General features: G+C 37.4%; 16 protein-coding genes and 2 tRNA genes. 3 read left to right on the forward strand and 15 right to left on the reverse strand.

Going from position 1 to position 16,432, the window contains the following annotated elements:
- Positions 1-113: 113 nt before the first annotated feature.
- The 3 genes from MZHIL_RS04145 to MZHIL_RS04155 all read right to left on the reverse strand — a co-directional run bounded on the left by MZHIL_RS04145 (position 114) and on the right by MZHIL_RS04155 (position 1,451).
- The gene (locus tag MZHIL_RS04145) at positions 114-995 is read right to left on the reverse strand and encodes a DUF7847 domain-containing protein (protein ID WP_013898114.1); all 882 of its coding nucleotides are present in this window, start codon (positions 993-995) and stop codon (positions 114-116) included.
- A 239-nt stretch (positions 996-1,234) separates the two neighbouring features.
- Positions 1,235-1,307, reverse strand: a tRNA-Phe gene (locus MZHIL_RS04150).
- 70 nt (positions 1,308-1,377) lie between these two features.
- Positions 1,378-1,451: transfer RNA gene (locus tag MZHIL_RS04155), tRNA-Val, on the reverse strand.
- A gap of 140 nt (positions 1,452-1,591) precedes the next feature.
- Here MZHIL_RS04155 and MZHIL_RS04160 point away from each other — a divergent pair.
- A complete protein-coding gene (locus MZHIL_RS04160) occupies positions 1,592-2,191 on the forward strand; it encodes a class I SAM-dependent methyltransferase (RefSeq protein WP_157209634.1) in 600 nt (199 codons plus the stop codon).
- Positions 2,192-2,222: 31 nt separating this feature from the next.
- Here MZHIL_RS04160 and MZHIL_RS04165 read toward each other — a convergent pair whose 3' ends face one another.
- Complete coding sequence (locus MZHIL_RS04165; RefSeq protein ID WP_013898116.1) at positions 2,223-2,621, reverse strand: hypothetical protein; 399 nt, start codon at positions 2,619-2,621, stop codon at positions 2,223-2,225.
- 173 nt (positions 2,622-2,794) lie between these two features.
- The gene (locus tag MZHIL_RS10495; RefSeq protein ID WP_013898117.1) at positions 2,795-2,971 is read right to left on the reverse strand and encodes a hypothetical protein; all 177 of its coding nucleotides are present in this window, start codon (positions 2,969-2,971) and stop codon (positions 2,795-2,797) included.
- Between the two features lie 134 nt (positions 2,972-3,105).
- Here MZHIL_RS10495 and cca point away from each other — a divergent pair, with 134 nt between their 5' ends.
- Positions 3,106-4,497 carry a CCA tRNA nucleotidyltransferase gene (gene cca / locus MZHIL_RS04170; protein WP_013898118.1) on the forward strand — a complete coding sequence of 464 codons (1,392 nt, stop codon included), beginning with the start codon at positions 3,106-3,108 and terminating at the stop codon, positions 4,495-4,497.
- Here the strand turns inward: cca and MZHIL_RS04175 are convergent.
- The 8 genes from MZHIL_RS04175 to MZHIL_RS04210 form a co-directional block, all read right to left on the reverse strand.
- The gene (locus MZHIL_RS04175) at positions 4,481-5,332 is read right to left on the reverse strand and encodes a DNA-3-methyladenine glycosylase family protein (protein ID WP_048815638.1); all 852 of its coding nucleotides are present in this window, start codon (positions 5,330-5,332) and stop codon (positions 4,481-4,483) included. The two genes, cca and MZHIL_RS04175, sit on opposite strands and share 17 nt — an antisense overlap.
- 5 nt (positions 5,333-5,337) lie before the next feature.
- Positions 5,338-6,705, reverse strand: coding sequence for an ADP-dependent glucokinase/phosphofructokinase (locus tag MZHIL_RS04180; RefSeq protein ID WP_013898120.1), 1,368 nt, complete (start codon positions 6,703-6,705; stop codon positions 5,338-5,340).
- Positions 6,706-6,707: 2 nt separating this feature from the next.
- Complete coding sequence (pfkC, locus tag MZHIL_RS04185) at positions 6,708-8,195, reverse strand: ADP-specific phosphofructokinase (protein WP_013898121.1); 1,488 nt, start codon at positions 8,193-8,195, stop codon at positions 6,708-6,710.
- 23 nt (positions 8,196-8,218) lie between these two features.
- Complete coding sequence (gene argJ / locus MZHIL_RS04190; protein ID WP_013898122.1) at positions 8,219-9,403, reverse strand: bifunctional ornithine acetyltransferase/N-acetylglutamate synthase; 1,185 nt, start codon at positions 9,401-9,403, stop codon at positions 8,219-8,221.
- A gap of 15 nt (positions 9,404-9,418) precedes the next feature.
- The gene (locus tag MZHIL_RS04195) at positions 9,419-9,883 is read right to left on the reverse strand and encodes a CBS domain-containing protein (protein WP_013898123.1); all 465 of its coding nucleotides are present in this window, start codon (positions 9,881-9,883) and stop codon (positions 9,419-9,421) included.
- 76 nt (positions 9,884-9,959) lie between these two features.
- A complete protein-coding gene (argC, locus tag MZHIL_RS04200) occupies positions 9,960-10,973 on the reverse strand; it encodes an N-acetyl-gamma-glutamyl-phosphate reductase (RefSeq protein ID WP_013898124.1) in 1,014 nt (337 codons plus the stop codon).
- Between the two features lie 86 nt (positions 10,974-11,059).
- Positions 11,060-12,538, reverse strand: coding sequence for a homoserine O-acetyltransferase MetX (gene metX / locus MZHIL_RS04205; protein WP_013898125.1), 1,479 nt, complete (start codon positions 12,536-12,538; stop codon positions 11,060-11,062).
- Positions 12,535-13,839, reverse strand: coding sequence for an O-acetylhomoserine aminocarboxypropyltransferase/cysteine synthase family protein (locus MZHIL_RS04210; protein ID WP_013898126.1), 1,305 nt, complete (start codon positions 13,837-13,839; stop codon positions 12,535-12,537). The genes metX and MZHIL_RS04210 overlap by 4 nt, the downstream gene beginning before the upstream one ends.
- A gap of 270 nt (positions 13,840-14,109) precedes the next feature.
- On the opposite strand from MZHIL_RS04210, the gene MZHIL_RS04215 reads away from it, so the two are divergent.
- On the forward strand, positions 14,110-14,538 hold the full coding sequence (locus MZHIL_RS04215; protein WP_013898127.1) for a nucleoside 2-deoxyribosyltransferase: 429 nt from the start codon (positions 14,110-14,112) through the stop codon (positions 14,536-14,538).
- Positions 14,539-14,549: 11 nt separating this feature from the next.
- Here MZHIL_RS04215 and MZHIL_RS04220 read toward each other — a convergent pair whose 3' ends face one another.
- Entirely contained in the window at positions 14,550-15,173 is a 624-nt protein-coding gene (locus MZHIL_RS04220; protein ID WP_013898128.1) for a TIGR00296 family protein, read from the reverse strand.
- Between the two features lie 131 nt (positions 15,174-15,304).
- A complete protein-coding gene (gene tnpB / locus MZHIL_RS04225) occupies positions 15,305-16,417 on the reverse strand; it encodes an IS200/IS605 family element RNA-guided endonuclease TnpB (RefSeq protein WP_013898129.1) in 1,113 nt (370 codons plus the stop codon).
- Positions 16,418-16,432: the final 15 nt, after the last annotated feature.

Consider the following 16,432-nt stretch of genomic DNA (forward strand, 5'->3'; position numbering starts at 1 on the left):
ACAGTTGCTGAAGTTGCTAATAGATTTCTTTTAATTTTCATATATTCTTCTCTTTTCTGTTAGAAAAAATAGTAAGGCTTTGAACTTTTCAGCAAAGCCTGCAAGTTAAAATTTTATTCATTGGACTGCAATTCACTTACCTTTGAAGTATCAATAGTCTTTGGGTCGCGTACATCATGGCCTGTTTTACCCATATACAGGAACGTCCACCATAGAGTAAATACTGCAGGAATTACAACAATACTCACTATAGTGCTTATTACACTCCATATGATTGCAAGCGTTTCATTAAATCCAAATAGCATTCCTATAAAACTGAGTGCAATCACAACTACAACTGTAAGTAGCCAGAGTATTACTACAGCAGCCTTGTTGTTCATGAAGAACCTGTAGCTGGTCTTTATTGCCTGAATAGGTCCAATCTTATCAACAACAAGTGCGTAGTAGGATACTGCCAGGATAATACTTACAAAAATGCCGTAAATAATCCAGAGTACAAATCCAGCACCTATTACAAGCAGATTCTGTATGATCGCATCAAAGTTAGTAATATCTCCGATCTGTAAAATACCAGGTATTACAAATATAGCACCTACCAGCGTTATCAGATAGAACAGGATCTGTAATAGGAAATAGTTGAAAAAATGTGTTTTCCCGGAATTGATCATTTCTTCATAGCTAGTTCTACCATTTAATGCTACATCTTTTGCCATTCCGATTGCACCAGCTGTAAAAAATGCTTCAATCAGCATACTAATAAGTATGATTACTAAAACACCTACACCAAACGGCAAAAGATATGGTCTGAGTGCTTCCACAACCATATTAGGATCTACTATCAAAGATGGCATGACAGCTATCACAAACAGAGCCATGTATGCAATCCACATAATTCCTACCACAAGAGCAGCAAGAATAAATGGCACGGATATCTTCAAATTCTTAGTCCAGGCACTAAAGCCTCGATTCAATACTTCTTCTATACTTATTGACAAAATAATCCCCCTGCTAATTAAATACATAGAACAATAAAACTATAGATATTCATCGGTTTACAGGGAAAACCAGTAAGATACTGTACAATGATGTGCACACACAAAAATTTTTGCTGGAACCGTATTTATACTTTTGAAATAAGTTCGTTGTAAAAATTCATACCTAATACCTTCCTATTATTGGATAAATATCCAAAGTTAGCTGTGCGAAAGTATTAGGCTTTATACCATTATTGATATGCCCAGACCCGGACTTGAACCGGGGACAACTGCCTCTTCAGGGCAGCGCTCTCCCAACTGAGCTACCTGGGCTGGGAGTGATTACAAACTACAATGCTGCTTTTTGAATTTAAATTTATCGAATTGCACATTACAGTTCTAATGGGCCCGCTGGAATTCGAATCCAGGACCTCCGCCATGTCAAGGCGACGTCATAACCAGCTAGACCACGGGCCCATTGTGCTTAAACAGATTGAGTGCACTTTCTTATACCATAATAATAGATAAATCTTTGGATTCTATTTGGAATCAATTCCCAACAGACATAAAAATGAACGAGAGAAAAACTCAATATGCTGGTAGAGCCATTGTATTTTATGAAATTTTCATCTAAATATGACCGCATTGCTTTCCTGTACAATATACTGGAAACTCCGATAGAGCACTTTATGTTCAAATCATGGAGAAAGAAAGTGATACCTGAAATCCATGGCAATATACTTGAGGTAGGGCTTGGAACCGGAAAAAACCTTGCATATTATCCAGATGATGCAAAAGTAACTGGCATTGATGTCAGTCCCAACATGCTAAAGATTGCAAAAAGGGATCATGATAGGGATATGACAAATTTTGCAACCATGGCAGCAGAGTATCTTGGTTTTGCTGATGACACTTTTGATTATGTTGTGTCCACATTTGTATTATGTGTTGTTGCTGACCCTGAAAAAGCTTCTAAGGAAATGAAACGTGTATGTAAGCCGGGTGGATGTATAATAAACATCGAACATATGCGCAGTAACAGTGAATTTATTGCGTTTTTTGAAGATATGTTCAATCCTGTTTCAAAGGCTTTACTGGACGAACATATAAATCGAAATATACCGGCTATCATAGAAAAATCAGGTCTGCGCATAATTGAGGAAAGGGATATGGGGCTTGTTGATGTGTTCAGACTCATACGGTCATCTCCCCGATGATCCCAGAACAGGCATTATCGAATTTAGCAGTTCAACACCAGCAGCTTCCAGTATTCGATGGCACTTCCTGATCATTACTCTCCGGGTCATCAAGGTGGTCTTCAGCAATTTCTCCACTCATTGAGTTGATGTGTATGATCTGAATAGATTCACCATCATTATGGTATACCACCCACCACCTGTCTACCAGATAGACATTGCTCTGCGATATATTTTCATTAAAGTAATCTTTTGCTATCTCAAGCGCATCTGGACCTGACACTACTAATTCTCCTGCATGAGGTTGATTCTGCTGTGAAACCAGTCCATATAGCCTGCACCAGGAAAATCCATTTTCATCTTCAGATAGTACAGTAGCTGTAATTGCACCAGCTCCAGTGATCAAAAAAATTAAAATGCCTGTCAGAATGAGGGTTCTTGAAATATTCATTAACATAAGCCTTCTGTTTAGGTTTATAATGTATAATATGAAATATTATATTATGCTTCATTTATATTTATTATACAATAAATATGTATTGTTCCCGCAGTGAATAAAAAAATAAACATTTGATGATATCAGAACGTATGATCCGGGTAGATCAAGTTCTATTTATGGATATCTTACCTACATCCGCATCCTGATACAACATTACAGACACATTCAACACATCCTGCTGCAATGTTACACGTATTCTGGGTCTGATAAACAAGATTTGTTGCATCTGCTGTAACTGCACTTATTCCTGCTACCATTAGAGCCAGGATACCTGCCAGAATAAGAATCTTTGAGCCACTCATGGATTTCCACCTCCTGTTAATATATAATAGGATATATAATTAAATCCCATATTTCAATATATAAATGATGTTTACGGCATTAATTGCCAGATAGGATTATATTTATTTATACATTTGATTACTATGTAATAGTCATGCAGAAGAGTAGTTTAGAAAGACTTCAGGATATCAAAGAAGAGGTACTTTCGAAAATAAAGCCTACAGGTTCGGAAAAGGCTAAATTGAAAAAAATCACCGATCATTTGATTTCAAAAGTAAATAAGGCTATAGAGAAACAGGGAATAAGTGGTCTGTCTGTACAGCTTGTAGGTTCTGCTTCAAGGAATACATGGATCTCAGGCACACATGATCTGGACATATTTATAATTTTTCCTGAAGAAACTGAGCGTATTGAACTTGAAAGAGCCGGATTATCTATTGCAAGAGAGGTTGCAAAAGAAGCAGAACGATTCGAAGAACGTTATGCAGAACATCCATATATCAACATGAATATTGAAGAGTTTGATGTGGACCTTGTACCGTGTTTTGGTGTAACTGATGCCTCATGCATCAAATCATCTGTTGACAGAACCCCATTCCACAACGAATTTGTAAAAAAACACATCAATGGACTGGCAGATGAAGTACGCCTCTTAAAGCAATTTATGCGCGGAACCGGTGTTTATGGTTCTGAACTTAAAACACAGGGATTTTCAGGATACCTTACAGAACTTCTGATAATTCATTTTGGCTCATTTGAAAATGTTATTTTCTCGGCAGTGGATTGGAAACCCGGTCTGAAAATCAAATTTGATTCAGATCCTCTATCAGATTCATTCAAAGGGCGAAAGGATCCCCTGATTGTTATCGACCCTACTGACCCTGATAGAAATGTTGCGGCTGCAGTTTCAATCAATAAATTCTGTGAATTTGTAGACGCTGCCCGGGAGTTTCTTACAGACCCTTCAGAAAGGTATTTTTTTCCTGAAGATATCGTTACTCTTACAGATAAGGATCTCAAAGACAGAATGAGATCAAGGGGCACTGATCTTATTGTAATCTGTTTTAAAAAGCCTGATGAAGTTGAAGATGTTATCTATCCACAGCTATACAAAATGGAAAAGTCAGTTTCTGATTTGCTGGAACAATACCAGTTCAGGGTTATGAGATCATTTTCATGGGCAGGGGAAAATGAAAAAGAAGCAAAGGCCATCGTTTATTTTGAACTGATCTCATCCCGGCTACCTCAGATTAAAAAACATATTGGTCCGCCTGTATGGCTTCGAGATCATGCGGAAAAATTCAAGCTAAAATACAAACATATGGATGATGTATTTTCATTCTATATTGAGGATGGGAAATATGTATGTGACATACCCCGAAAATATACTTCCGCAACCTCACTTCTAAAATCAAGGCTTAATACCTGCTCACTGGGGAAACATATTTCTGCAAGTGTTAATGAAGGCTTTCAGATACTCGAAAACAAAGAAATATGTGCAATAAAATATTGCGATTTTAGAAAACTTTTCAACAGGTATATCTAGATTGATAATTGCCAGATCTTTTTAGCATGTACAGGTATTCCTGTGCATAACCACAATAGTTTCCAAAATATTCTCTGCCCCACTCCCCAATTTTGTGGTAGTTTTTTCCATTTTGCAAAAGTGTGTTATCACAATACATATATTCGACTATTTTTTTAATATGAGTATCAACAGGGAACGATTCAAGCTTATCCATTGAGAACAGCAGGACGCAGTCAGCGACTTTTTCTCCTACTCCTTCAATTGACATCAATTTTTTTCTTGCATCATAATACTCCATTTTCTGCAGGGATTCAAGATCTATATTTCCACGGTTTACAATCTCTGCAGCATTCTTTATTCTCTGTGTACGAAATCCTAACTTGCATTCCTGAAGATCGGATATACAGGCATTTGCAATGTCTGATGGTTCCGGAAAACTGAAATATCCATCTGTGATTTCATTTCCAAACATACTGCAAAGATTTGAAATCCTTTTTTTAATTGTAGGTATGCTGGAAGCGGTGGCAAGCATATATGATATGAGACATTCCCATGGATCCTGTCTTATAAGACGCAATCCATAAAAATCGTTTATTGCTTTGTTTATGCACGGATCTTTATTGATTTTTTGAAGGATATGACAGAGATCATCATCAATTCTGAAATAATTAATAAAGAATTCTGCAGGAAGATGTGAGTCTATCAAGACACTACCATCTTTTTGCTGTATTGCATGAATAATTTCACCTTCTGCAACACCTGTCCATACATCGTCTTTTTTATCCCATCTGAAAACCTGTCCACATCCCAGAGTATGATCAAGATTAAAATCTTTCCAGAAAAAATCACTCATTGTAATCACCATAATTCCAGGTATCTTAAAAAAGTTGCAGCGGATACAGTATCTCCCAGGCCGACGGTGGATACAGGTTTCTCAGTGAGGATAGATGGAATTATACATACTGTGCAGTCATCTTTAACTGCGTACAATCCCCTGCCATAGATTGTGCCTGAAATATTTTCTGCTATTTTTTTCATTTGATCTATTCCATAACTGCTTTCTTTCAGGTTGGACACTGTGCTTTCAATAAATCTTCGACCTTCAAGCTTCCCGGTAGCTGCAAAAGTAGCTGCTGCTTTTATTCCAAAATTCATCGATTCAATTTCCACTTCCGGGCTGGAACAATTATTTTTGAAAACAGATATAATGAAATCTCTTGTATGGATAATTATCTTTTTATGTCCGGTAAGCAACATTATCTTAACGGTAACTTCAAGTATGGCCTTACAATCCATTTCTTTGATCTTTTTAGAGGGAATTTCGTAAATTTCTGCAATCATTGATAGCTCGTCTTCATTCATCCCAATACTGTCTACTGAACCTGAAAGAGATGAGAATACATTATAAGCGATTTCCTCACTGGAAAAATCCCCACATTCGGCATGGATCTTTAATTTAGGATTCAGCTTCTTCCACGATCTGATCTGCATTATCACCTTTTCAAGCCTGTCAGAGTATGTTGTACTGTCTGGATATGTTTCCATCAGCAAATGAAATCCAGAAACCACTCCTCCGTTTATTTCATGTATATGGCGCATAGCGTAGAGTTCAAAACCACTATCAATCTCAAGCTTTATATTTTCTGTATCATAGGTTGCAATAAACCGGTTTTCCCGTGGAACTCTTATCTCATTTCCGGCAATGGACAGTCTATCTCCTCTATCAAAATCAAATACAAAATGTATAAGCTCCCTATGATCATTTATTTGCTTGTTCGGTGCAGAATCTATTTTATCTTCTACCTCTTTTCTGAACATTTCTTTTGGTATGATCATAGATTTTCTGGAGAAAAGTGATAGCTGTGTTTTTGAGGGGGCGACAACATTTGGAATCACCTCATCAGCTCCCAGTTCTGAAAGTACATTTGCCATAATACCCGCATTTCCTCCCATTCTAATAGAAGATCTATCAAAAAAGGTAGATTTTAAAAATTCAAAAACAGGATCTTTATACACAATCCATTCTGCACCTTCTCCTTTCTGCATACATCCAATGAGGCCGGAAAAAAAATCAGATATAGAACAGATCAATCCAGGAGGATCATCTACTTTTTTCAGAATTTCTTTTTCATCCAAATTCATGGATCTGATGAGAGTAGATATTTCATTACCATTTATTCTGTATACTGAATCAATATTGACATTATAGGCACATAATATTCTCATGATCAAACCCGTACTTTGGCCAAGTTATTTTTTTGTATTCTGGATAACATACTGACAAAGGCAGCTGCAGAGATCGTATCACCAATTCCCACTGTAGCAGCAGGCTTTTCCACAACCTTTGTTGGGATGATTATCACATCATGGGTTGGAGTGCATACACACCCATCTTCAAGATCTTTAAGAGTACCGATTCCTCTCTGTATCAGGTGACTTTCAAGCGTTTCAAATTTATTGTAGCCCTGTTCCCATACAGGAACATCTAAACCAGCATCGCAATCATCCAGCTTGCTGATATCACCTACAAGGGCCCTGGCAGCAGCTACTGTTGATGAAAAAAGTAAAGATTTTTTATGATCTTCAGGAGTTGCCGGGCTGTTTTTTGAAATAACACATATGTAATAGCCAAGAGAATGTACATGAACTCTTTCAAGTTTCAGTTCATGGAGCAGAATAACAGAACCTTCATAAAGAGCATCTATAGCTCTTTCATCCTTCTTGATTACCGCATATGCAAGCTCTTCATATCCAAGAACATTGAGTGCATTTGCAACCTCTACGGTATCAAGGCCCAGGGAATGTACATGTTCCTGCACTATCTGTTTTAGTATCACCCTGCGGATAAGTCTGTTCTGTATGGAGGTAAACTCAACGTGAATTCTTATTGAAGGATTAACTTCTTTTAGCTTTTTAATCAACTTGACGGATTTTTCCACATAATGATCATAGGTATTCCCATCTTCATCTGTTTCTTTTATCATCTGATAGCCTGCCAGTATGGCACCATCGATACCTCTGTAGACTTCTTGAAGATGCTCATATATCTCCTGGTCCATATCTATCCTGATCCAGGGAGGTCTTGAAGAAACAATAAGCCGGTTATCTCTAGGAACCCTGATCTTTTCTCCACTAAATTCAAAATCAATATCTTTTGAAAATTCGATAATCCAGTTTACTTTTGGTTCATTATCTGAACTGTAGGCATTTTTTGGGTGTACGAGCTCAAGTTTTCCATCTACGATTACTGGATGCAGCATATTTTCTTTATCAACAAAATATTCTGCCTGTTCTTTGGCTAACCATGGTACATAGGCGATAATATTTTTTATTTCCATATTTGCCAGAAGATTTGATATAATACCTGCTTGCCCTCCCATTCTGGATACGTCGGATCCGAGATTTTCACTCAGCCATTCGTGAATATCAAGTGTATAGGTAGGCACTTCTGCAGCTTTTCCGTCACGCATTGAAATAATAAGACGTGCAACAAAATCTTCTGGACTATCAATCTGGCGGGGGTATTCCATCAATCTGCTTTTTACCTTTTTTTCATCAACCAGCTCTAACAATTTATTTATGTCATTTTCATCGATATGACGGATTGCATCAATATTGCAATTGTATGCAACAAAAACCCCTCTAACTTTTTTGAGGTCATCTTTCATTTCAAAATACGTATCATTATGTTGTTGCTCCCACTCTGAAATATCCATTTGCTCACTCCCAAATTTACTGCTTATGTTGTATATTCTGCATTGATTTTTACATAATCATAGGAAAGGTCGCATCCCCATGCAGTTGCTTCTCCTGTTCCAATATTAAGATCTGCATTTATAATTATATTATCCTGGGACATTATTGATCTTAACATGTCAAGGTTGTTCTCTTCCATACCAATGATATTTCCATTTCTGACGATATCAATGCTTCCTGCTTCATTTGAAAAAGAAAGTGAGAGTTTGTCCTCTGCAACATCACATCCAGAGTATCCGATTGCAGATACCACTCTTCCCCAGTTTGGATCCTCTCCAAATATTGCAGACTTTACAAGCATTGATCTTACTATAGCTTTGGATGCCAGTTTTGCATCTTCCAGGGATGATGCTCCCTGAATATGTGCTTCTATGAGTTTGGTTGCACCTTCTCCATCTTTTGCAATCATTTTCGCAAGTGAGGTTAATACAAAATCAAGCCCTTCCTGAAAATCATCAATTTCAGGCTCTATTGAAGAAAGGCCTGTGCTGATCAGTAGTGCCATGTCATTGGTACTGGTATCCCCATCAACAACAACCATATTAAAACTGCGATCTACAGCTTTTTTCAGGCAAATATCAAGGGTATTGGAAGCTATATCTGCATCAGTATAAATGAATGCAAGCATTGTGCCCATATTTGGCTCTATCATACCTGATCCTTTTGCAATTCCTCCTATACGAACTCCACAATCCATCTCAACAGCTATCTCTTTGTGGAAAGTATCAGTGGTCATTATTGTCTCTGCTGCATTCCTGCTTGCCTCTGCAGACCTATCCAGTGATCTTACTACCTCACCTACATGATCTCTTATCCACTCAATGTTTAGCTTTCTGCCAATAACTCCTGTAGAAGATACTGCAATGTTTTCTTCCGGATATTTTAGATAATGGTGCAGGATACTGGCCATTTCTTTTGCATCTGCCATTCCCTGCTGCCCGGTAAATGCATTAGCATTACCACTATTTACAATGACAGCACCAATTCTCTGGGTTTTATATATATTATTTCTTGTAATTACAAGAGGTGCAGCAATGATCTTATTCTTTGTAAAAACACCGGCTGCATTTCCTTCACCATCGATCACAGCAATTCCCATTTTTCCCTGTTTGATTCCTGCAGCTCTGACACCTTTTACTGCACAGATTCCTCCATCTATGATTTTCATTCAAAACCCTTCTTTTTAGACATCTGCAAGGCCCTTTATGATATCTCCTCTTGTAACAATGCCTACGAGTTTACCTTCTGAAACAACTGGTAATCTATTAATTTTATTCTTTATCATAATCGTGGATGCCTCTTCTATTGAATCTTCAGGAGAAACTGTATATATTTTAGTTCTCATGATCTCTTTTACAGGCTTTGTTCCAATGTTGGTTAGCATACGTTTTGCTTCTTCCCAGCTTATCAGTTCTCGTATGGGTATCTCAATAACTTCAAAGGGGCTTGGAAGCCAGTAAGTACCATGTTTAGGGATTTCAAGCAACTGCAATAGATCCAGTTCTGAAATTAAACCAATCAGTTTTTCACTTTCCACAACCGGCATCCCACTGATTTCGTTTTTCCGCAACAGTTGAGCAACGTCACTGATTCTATCATCTGGTTTACAATAAATAACATTTGAGTTCATTACATCTTTTACTTTCATAATTCCACCTACGAAATACATGACAAATACAAATTCATATGAACATTGTATGTACAATGAGAAAATAAATTTGATTTTATGGAGAAATCCCGGATACCCACAAACCGGTGGTTTCTTCAAATCCGCACATAAGGTTCATATTCTGTATTGCCTGTCCTGAAGCACCTTTTACAAGATTGTCAATTGCTGATATTACTACCAGACGCCTGTTTTCACTGTCCATTTCAAATCCAATATCACAGAAGTTTGATCCTCTTACTCCTCCAAGTGAAGGCACACCTTCTACCATGCGTATAAATTTATTATTTTTATAAAATTGTTGATAGATTGACATAACTTCATCATATTCCATATCTTCTTTAAGGAATAGATGAGATGTGGTCAGTATCCCCCTGATTGAAGGTATAACATGGGGTGTAAAACTGATATTGTTGATATTATGATCCAGTCTTTCCAATTCCTGAACAATCTCTGCTTTATGTCTGTGAGTTGTTAATTTATAAGCAACGATGTTTTCCGCCAGGTTTGGATAATGTGAAGTCTTTGATGGAGAAATCCCTGCACCGGTAATTCCCGACTTTGAATCAAATATTGCAGTTTCAATAAGTTTATTGGATGCAAGTGGTGCTGCAGACAATATTGCTCCGGTTGGATAACATCCAGGATTTGCAACAAAGTTCTCATCTGCAACCTCAGGATGTAATTCTACAAGACCATAAGGTGCTTTTCTGGGATCTTTATGTACCATTCCATAAACACTTTCAAATACTCTGGTGTCCAGGCGATAATCTGCACTCAGATCAATTACCCTTGTATTTTCATCCACAATCTCTGGTATAACATTCATTGATGCTCCGTGGGGTACAGCAACAAAAATGACATCACATTCACTTTTTACCTTTTGAGGTGTAAGATTTTGAAAACAGATGTCTGTAAACCCCTTTAGATGCTTATGAACATCTGATACCTTTCGATCACTAAACGATCTTGATGTAGCAACTTTGACATTTACATCCGGATGATTGTATAAAAGACGGATAAGTTCTCCACCGGTATATCCTGACCCACCGATAATTCCTGCATCTAACATATAATATCCTCTACTCTTTAATACACATCCAATAGTAATTAAAGTTATTACCACAGAAGGTATGGTCGGGGCAAAAAGGTATCATTTCAGGTACATCGATGATTCCCGATCATTTTATTGATTTCATCACTGCCTATGATTCCTATTACCTTTCGATTTTCATCGATTACCGGCAGAGCGGATATATTGTTATTTTGCATTTTCCTGGCACATTTTTCAATACCCTCATCCGGTCTTGATGTTATCACATTTTTGGTAAGGATTCTATCAAGTGTGGTGAATTTGAGTGCTACTGCTTTGGAAATATCCCAGGATGTGATGATACCTCTTATTTGTTCATCATCAGACACAACCGGCAGGTGTGTTATTCCATTATCGAACATTATTTGAGCAGCATCTTCTATGCTTATATCTTCCTGGACGGTCACAACATCCAATTTCATGATATCTGATACAGTGATATTGTTTAGAAAACCACCAATTACATAGTTGAGCTGCCCGGCTTCTAGCAGAAACGCATCGTGGCCGTAATTGGATTCAATCTCGCGATATGTGACATCAACATTATTTGCATTTAGCGCCATTACAATATCTTTTGATTGATAGGGTGGATACAACCAGTCGGATGTAACTGCAATTATCAGACACTTGGCCTTAATGTCTTTTAACCCGTCTATTAATGAACCATTTTCTGTCAGATCAAAATAATCAACTGCTTTTGTTATGTAAAGATATGAATTTGCATCAAATCTTTCTGTAAAGGATCGTCCTTTATAGTGAAGATAACTCTCAACCTGGAAATCCATGGAAAGATCATAATTATACCTGTCCCTGTCCTGTAATTCCCTGCCGAATTTTTCTCTCATGGATTCGTCACTCAGATAAGTAATATGCCCGATCATCCGCGCCAGAGCAAGGCCATGGGATGGCTGTCTGCTATAGTAGTAATTTCCTTTATTCCACTCAGGATCTGAAATTATCGCAATTCTGGCAACTTCGTTGAAAGCTATCTGCTGGGGAGAAGAATAGGCAGATGCTGCCAGCGCAATAGCCTTATTGATGTAGTCTGGGTAGGATACAGACCATTGCAATACCTGCAGTCCTCCCATTGACCCCCCTATAACTGCATAAATGCTGCTAATGCCAAGATGGTCAAGAAGTTTCTTCTGGGCATTAACCATATCTTTAATAGTAATTACAGGGAAACTTAGGCCGTAGGGCTTGCCTGTTTCTGGATCAATTGAAGATGGACCAGTCGATCCCCGGCATCCACCAATGACATTTGAACAAACAATGAAATATTTGTCTGTATCAAGACATTTTCCGGGTCCTATCAATATGTCCCACCATCCCGGTTTATTATCACCTTTATGCCACCCTGCTGCGTGGGCATCACCGGTAAGTGCATGACAGACAAGAATAACATTATTTTTATCCCTGTTAAGGGTGCCATAAGCCTCATATGCTATGGTTACATCGGAGATCTTTCTACCGCTCTCAAGCTTCAGTTCTTCCTCAAGATGGTAGTATTTTGTTTCCACAATTCCTAATGATCCTTTTTTCATGTTTTCTGCGACCTCTTCAATGCCTGATCAATATCATTTATTATGTCTTCAGGATCTTCAAGTCCAACTGAAATTCTGATGAAATCATCAGTAACACCTGTTTGTAATCTTTCTTCCCTGGTCAATTGTTGATGGGTGGTTGATGCGGGGTGAATAACAAGACTCTTTGCATCACCAATGTTTGCAACATGAGATAATAATTCTAAGCTCTCAATGAACTTCTGTCCTGCAGCTATACCTCCCTTGATTCCGAATCCCAGAATTGCACCGTATTTCCCTTTCAGGTATTTTTGTGCCAGGCTGTGTGATGGATGATCTGGAAGGCCTGGATAGTTGACCCATGCAACCTGAGGATGATCTTTAAGGAAAAGGGCAACTTGAAGAGCATTTTCGCAGTGTTTTTCCATTCGGATTGGAAGAGTTTCCAGACCCTGAAGGAACAGGAATGAATTGAACGGACTTAATGCAGGTCCAAGATCGCGGAGCAACTGAACTCTTAATTTCATAACAAATGCAATGTTTCCTGCTTCGGGAAAGTTGGAAAAACTATCCCAGTAACTTAATCCATGATAGCTTGGATCTGGATCGGTAAATTCCGGAAATTTTCCATTGCTCCAGTCAAAATTACCGGAATCAACAATCAATCCTCCAATGGACGTTCCATGTCCTCCAATGAATTTGGTAGCTGACACAACTACAATATCTGCTCCATGATCGATAGGTTTTACTATGCTGACACCTACTGTATTATCAACTATCAGTGGAATTCCTGCAGAGTGCGCAATATCTGCGATTTTTTCAAAGTCAGGGATATCAAGCTTTGGATTTCCTATTGATTCAAGGTATATCGCTTTAGTTTTTTCATTGATGGCCTTTCTAAACTCATCTGATTTTTGTGAGTTGACAAACTTTATTGTTCTTGCAAGTTTTGGCATTGTATGATTGAATAGCTGGTATGTTCCACCATAAAGATTATCTGCTGAAACTATTTCGTCACCAGGACTTGTTATTCCAAGTATTGCAAGGGTTATCGCAGACATACCTGATGATACTGCCAGTGCACCTGTACCACCTTCTATTGAAGCAACTCTTTTCTCAAGAACATCCGTAGTTGGGTTCATCAATCTGGTGTATATATTTCCAAGTTCATTTAATGCAAATAGGTTTGCAGCATGCTGTGTGTCTTTGAAATAGTATGAGGTAGTTTGATAGATCGGTACAGCCCTTGATCCGGTTGCAGGGTCAGGAACCTGTCCGGCATGTAATGCAAGAGTATTTGGCCCGTAGTTTTCTTTCTTCATAATTCTGTCCTCTGATGGTTTGATTTTAATCAGTTTAGGTGTTTAGCTATGTAAAGTATTGTATAATTCTATATATAGATTGTTATATTGGCAAAGAAAAAAATATACATTATAAGTTATAATGATTAATAAAATTTTATAATGCTAGGCATGAGTCCCATATACAGATCGTATCATCAGTAATGGAAATGATTGGTACATACAGAGACGATTACAAAAGCAATAAATAAATGATATAAGCATAAATCTAATGTTTGAAGAGGAATAGCATTGAAAATAAATGTATATCTTGCAGGACCGCTTTTTTCAGAAGCTGAAAGAAATTTCAATAAGCAGCTGAAAAATATTCTCAATAAAAATGGATTTAATGTATTTCTTCCCCAGGAAGATGCCTTTGATAACTCTACTCTAAGAGATGAGAATAAGAATCTGATTATTTTTGAGAATAATATTCAGGGTATAGATTCATCTGATGTAATGGTTGCTATTCTTGATGGTGGCAGTGATGTGGATTCTGGCACAGCATGGGAAGTAGGTTATGCTTATTCAAGAAAAGTTCCTGTATATGGGATAAGAACCGATTTTCGTACCCTTGGAACAGAAGGACGTGTAAATCTGATGATCGAAAAGTCACTGGAGTATCTTGCAACAGATGTAAATGAACTCTGCAGGGAGATTGAAAAGTGGAACAGATTATGAGATATAGTAATTTATCTGCATGAAGAATCATCCAGACTTTCTTCAATAATATTTCCCCGGGGTACCTTTTCTTTAAATATTTGCCCTTCAAATCGGTATATATTCACATTACCTGTTTCCCATTCATGGGGAGACAGTCCGGCTTTAAGGCATGTGTGACACAGAAATTCCACCTCATCTAATTGATGATCTGATGCGACTTGAGGAAGCAAAAGTCCCTGATAGTATCCTTTTTTAATAATGAGGCCATGTTTTCCAATAGAGATCATTTCAGGAATTGATTCTGGTTCTATGTCGATCAACTCCGGCTTTGTCATTACTGTTATCTCTACAACTATATCTGCCATTTCTTTTTTGTGTACAGGGGGAAATCTTGGATCTTTTGTAGCAGCAGATATTGCAGAGTCAATGATCGCATCTATTAATTCCAGATCAGGATACGGTCTTCCGATACATCCGCGCAAGGCTCCTTTCTTGTTCAGAGTTACGAAAACACCCCGTTGTTCATAAAAGATGGATGTAACCTCAAAATCTGACCGGTCAATTACCTCACCTGTGGCGAGATAATGTTCTATTGTCTTCCTGGCTATCTTAACTGCCAGCTCTCCTTCTTCTTTTTCAAGCAGATCGACCATATTTATTTCACCCTTTAGTTTGATTTTTATATGTAAAGTGAACTACACCACGCTTACGCATGGTGCTTCTTGCTTCATTCTTTTCTCTTTTGAGAACAAGTCCACAAGCTCTTCCCGTAGTTCCTACGGTGCTAAATACCTATTAAGTTCTGCTTATCTAAAGCAAACTTTTTGATATTAATAGCGGCATTAATATCTCTGTCGTGATTGGTTTTACAATCGGGACATTGCCATTTTCTATCTGTAAGTGTTAACTTTCCGTTGTGGTAGCCACAAACATTACAGATTTTTGTACTTGGCTCGAATCTTCCGATACGGAGTATGGTTTTTCCGTACCATTCGGCTTTATATTCGAGTTTTTTTACGAAAGAACTCCATGATGCATCTGCTATACTTTGTGTAAGACAGTGGTTTTTCAACATACCGCTAACGTTCAAAGTTTCCAATGCTACCGCTTGATTCTCGCTTATGAGCTTAGAGGATAACTTATGTTGAAAATCATTTCTTTGGTTGGCAATTTTTTCATGGAGTTTTGCTACTGCTAATTTTGCCCTTTGTCTATTAGCTGAACCTTTTTTCTTTTTGGAAAGTCTTTTCTGCAAAACTTTCATTCTTTTCATCGAGTTTTTAAGATATTTCGGATTATCAATTTTCTCACCAATTGAAGTAATGGCAAAGTCTTTGATTCCAACATCAACACCAACCGTTGTATCAATATTGAATGATTTATTTACAGGATTTTCTTTTTCATCATCGATGAGAATACTAATATAGTATTTTCCAGTAGATGTTCTACTTACTGTTGCTGTTTTCTCTTTACCTTCATATCTACGATGTAGTTTCGCATTTATCCATCCAATCTTAGGTAGTTTAATTTTATTATTTTCAAAATCCACTTTGTAATGTTGAGGAACAGAAAAGGATTGAACTGGATTTTTCCTTGATTTGAACTTAGGAAAACCTTTCTTTTCCCTGAAAAATTTTGTAAATGCATTGTCAAGATTAAGTGTTGCTCCCTGTAATGATTGAGAATTAATATTTTTCAACCAAACATGTTCTATTTTTAATTCAGGTATCATTTTGTTCAATGCAAACCTTGATATAGAATTACCTTCTGCTTCATATGATTTTATCTTATTTTCTAAAGCCCAATTATAGATGAATCTACTAGCACCAATATGTTGTGAAATCATTTCTTCATGATTTTTATTCGGATACAATCTATATTTATAGGCTTTCAACATACACTTTATCTAATG

The sequence above is a fragment of the Methanosalsum zhilinae DSM 4017 genome, from assembly GCF_000217995.1.
Taxonomy (GTDB): Archaea; Halobacteriota; Methanosarcinia; order Methanosarcinales; family Methanosarcinaceae; genus Methanosalsum; species Methanosalsum zhilinae.

What these genes read in the sequence shown, in the direction of transcription:
- MZHIL_RS04160 (WP_157209634.1), top strand. Translation starts at nt 1,592, where the DNA reads ATGAAATTTTCATCTAAATATGACCGCATTGCTTTCCTGTACAATATA.
- MZHIL_RS04165 (WP_013898116.1), bottom strand. Translation starts at nt 2,621, where the DNA reads ATGAATATTTCAAGAACCCTCATTCTGACAGGCATTTTAATTTTTTTG.
- MZHIL_RS10495 (WP_013898117.1), bottom strand. Translation starts at nt 2,971, where the DNA reads ATGAGTGGCTCAAAGATTCTTATTCTGGCAGGTATCCTGGCTCTAATG.
- cca (WP_013898118.1), top strand. Translation starts at nt 3,106, where the DNA reads ATGCAGAAGAGTAGTTTAGAAAGACTTCAGGATATCAAAGAAGAGGTA.
- MZHIL_RS04175 (WP_048815638.1), bottom strand. Translation starts at nt 5,332, where the DNA reads ATGAGTGATTTTTTCTGGAAAGATTTTAATCTTGATCATACTCTGGGA.
- MZHIL_RS04180 (WP_013898120.1), bottom strand. Translation starts at nt 6,705, where the DNA reads ATGAGAATATTATGTGCCTATAATGTCAATATTGATTCAGTATACAGA.
- pfkC (WP_013898121.1), bottom strand. Translation starts at nt 8,195, where the DNA reads ATGGATATTTCAGAGTGGGAGCAACAACATAATGATACGTATTTTGAA.
- argJ (WP_013898122.1), bottom strand. Translation starts at nt 9,403, where the DNA reads ATGAAAATCATAGATGGAGGAATCTGTGCAGTAAAAGGTGTCAGAGCT.
- MZHIL_RS04195 (WP_013898123.1), bottom strand. Translation starts at nt 9,883, where the DNA reads ATGAAAGTAAAAGATGTAATGAACTCAAATGTTATTTATTGTAAACCA.
- argC (WP_013898124.1), bottom strand. Translation starts at nt 10,973, where the DNA reads ATGTTAGATGCAGGAATTATCGGTGGGTCAGGATATACCGGTGGAGAA.
- metX (WP_013898125.1), bottom strand. Translation starts at nt 12,538, where the DNA reads ATGAAAAAAGGATCATTAGGAATTGTGGAAACAAAATACTACCATCTT.
- MZHIL_RS04210 (WP_013898126.1), bottom strand. Translation starts at nt 13,839, where the DNA reads ATGAAGAAAGAAAACTACGGGCCAAATACTCTTGCATTACATGCCGGA.
- MZHIL_RS04220 (WP_013898128.1), bottom strand. Translation starts at nt 15,173, where the DNA reads ATGGTCGATCTGCTTGAAAAAGAAGAAGGAGAGCTGGCAGTTAAGATA.
- tnpB (WP_013898129.1), bottom strand. Translation starts at nt 16,417, where the DNA reads ATGTTGAAAGCCTATAAATATAGATTGTATCCGAATAAAAATCATGAA.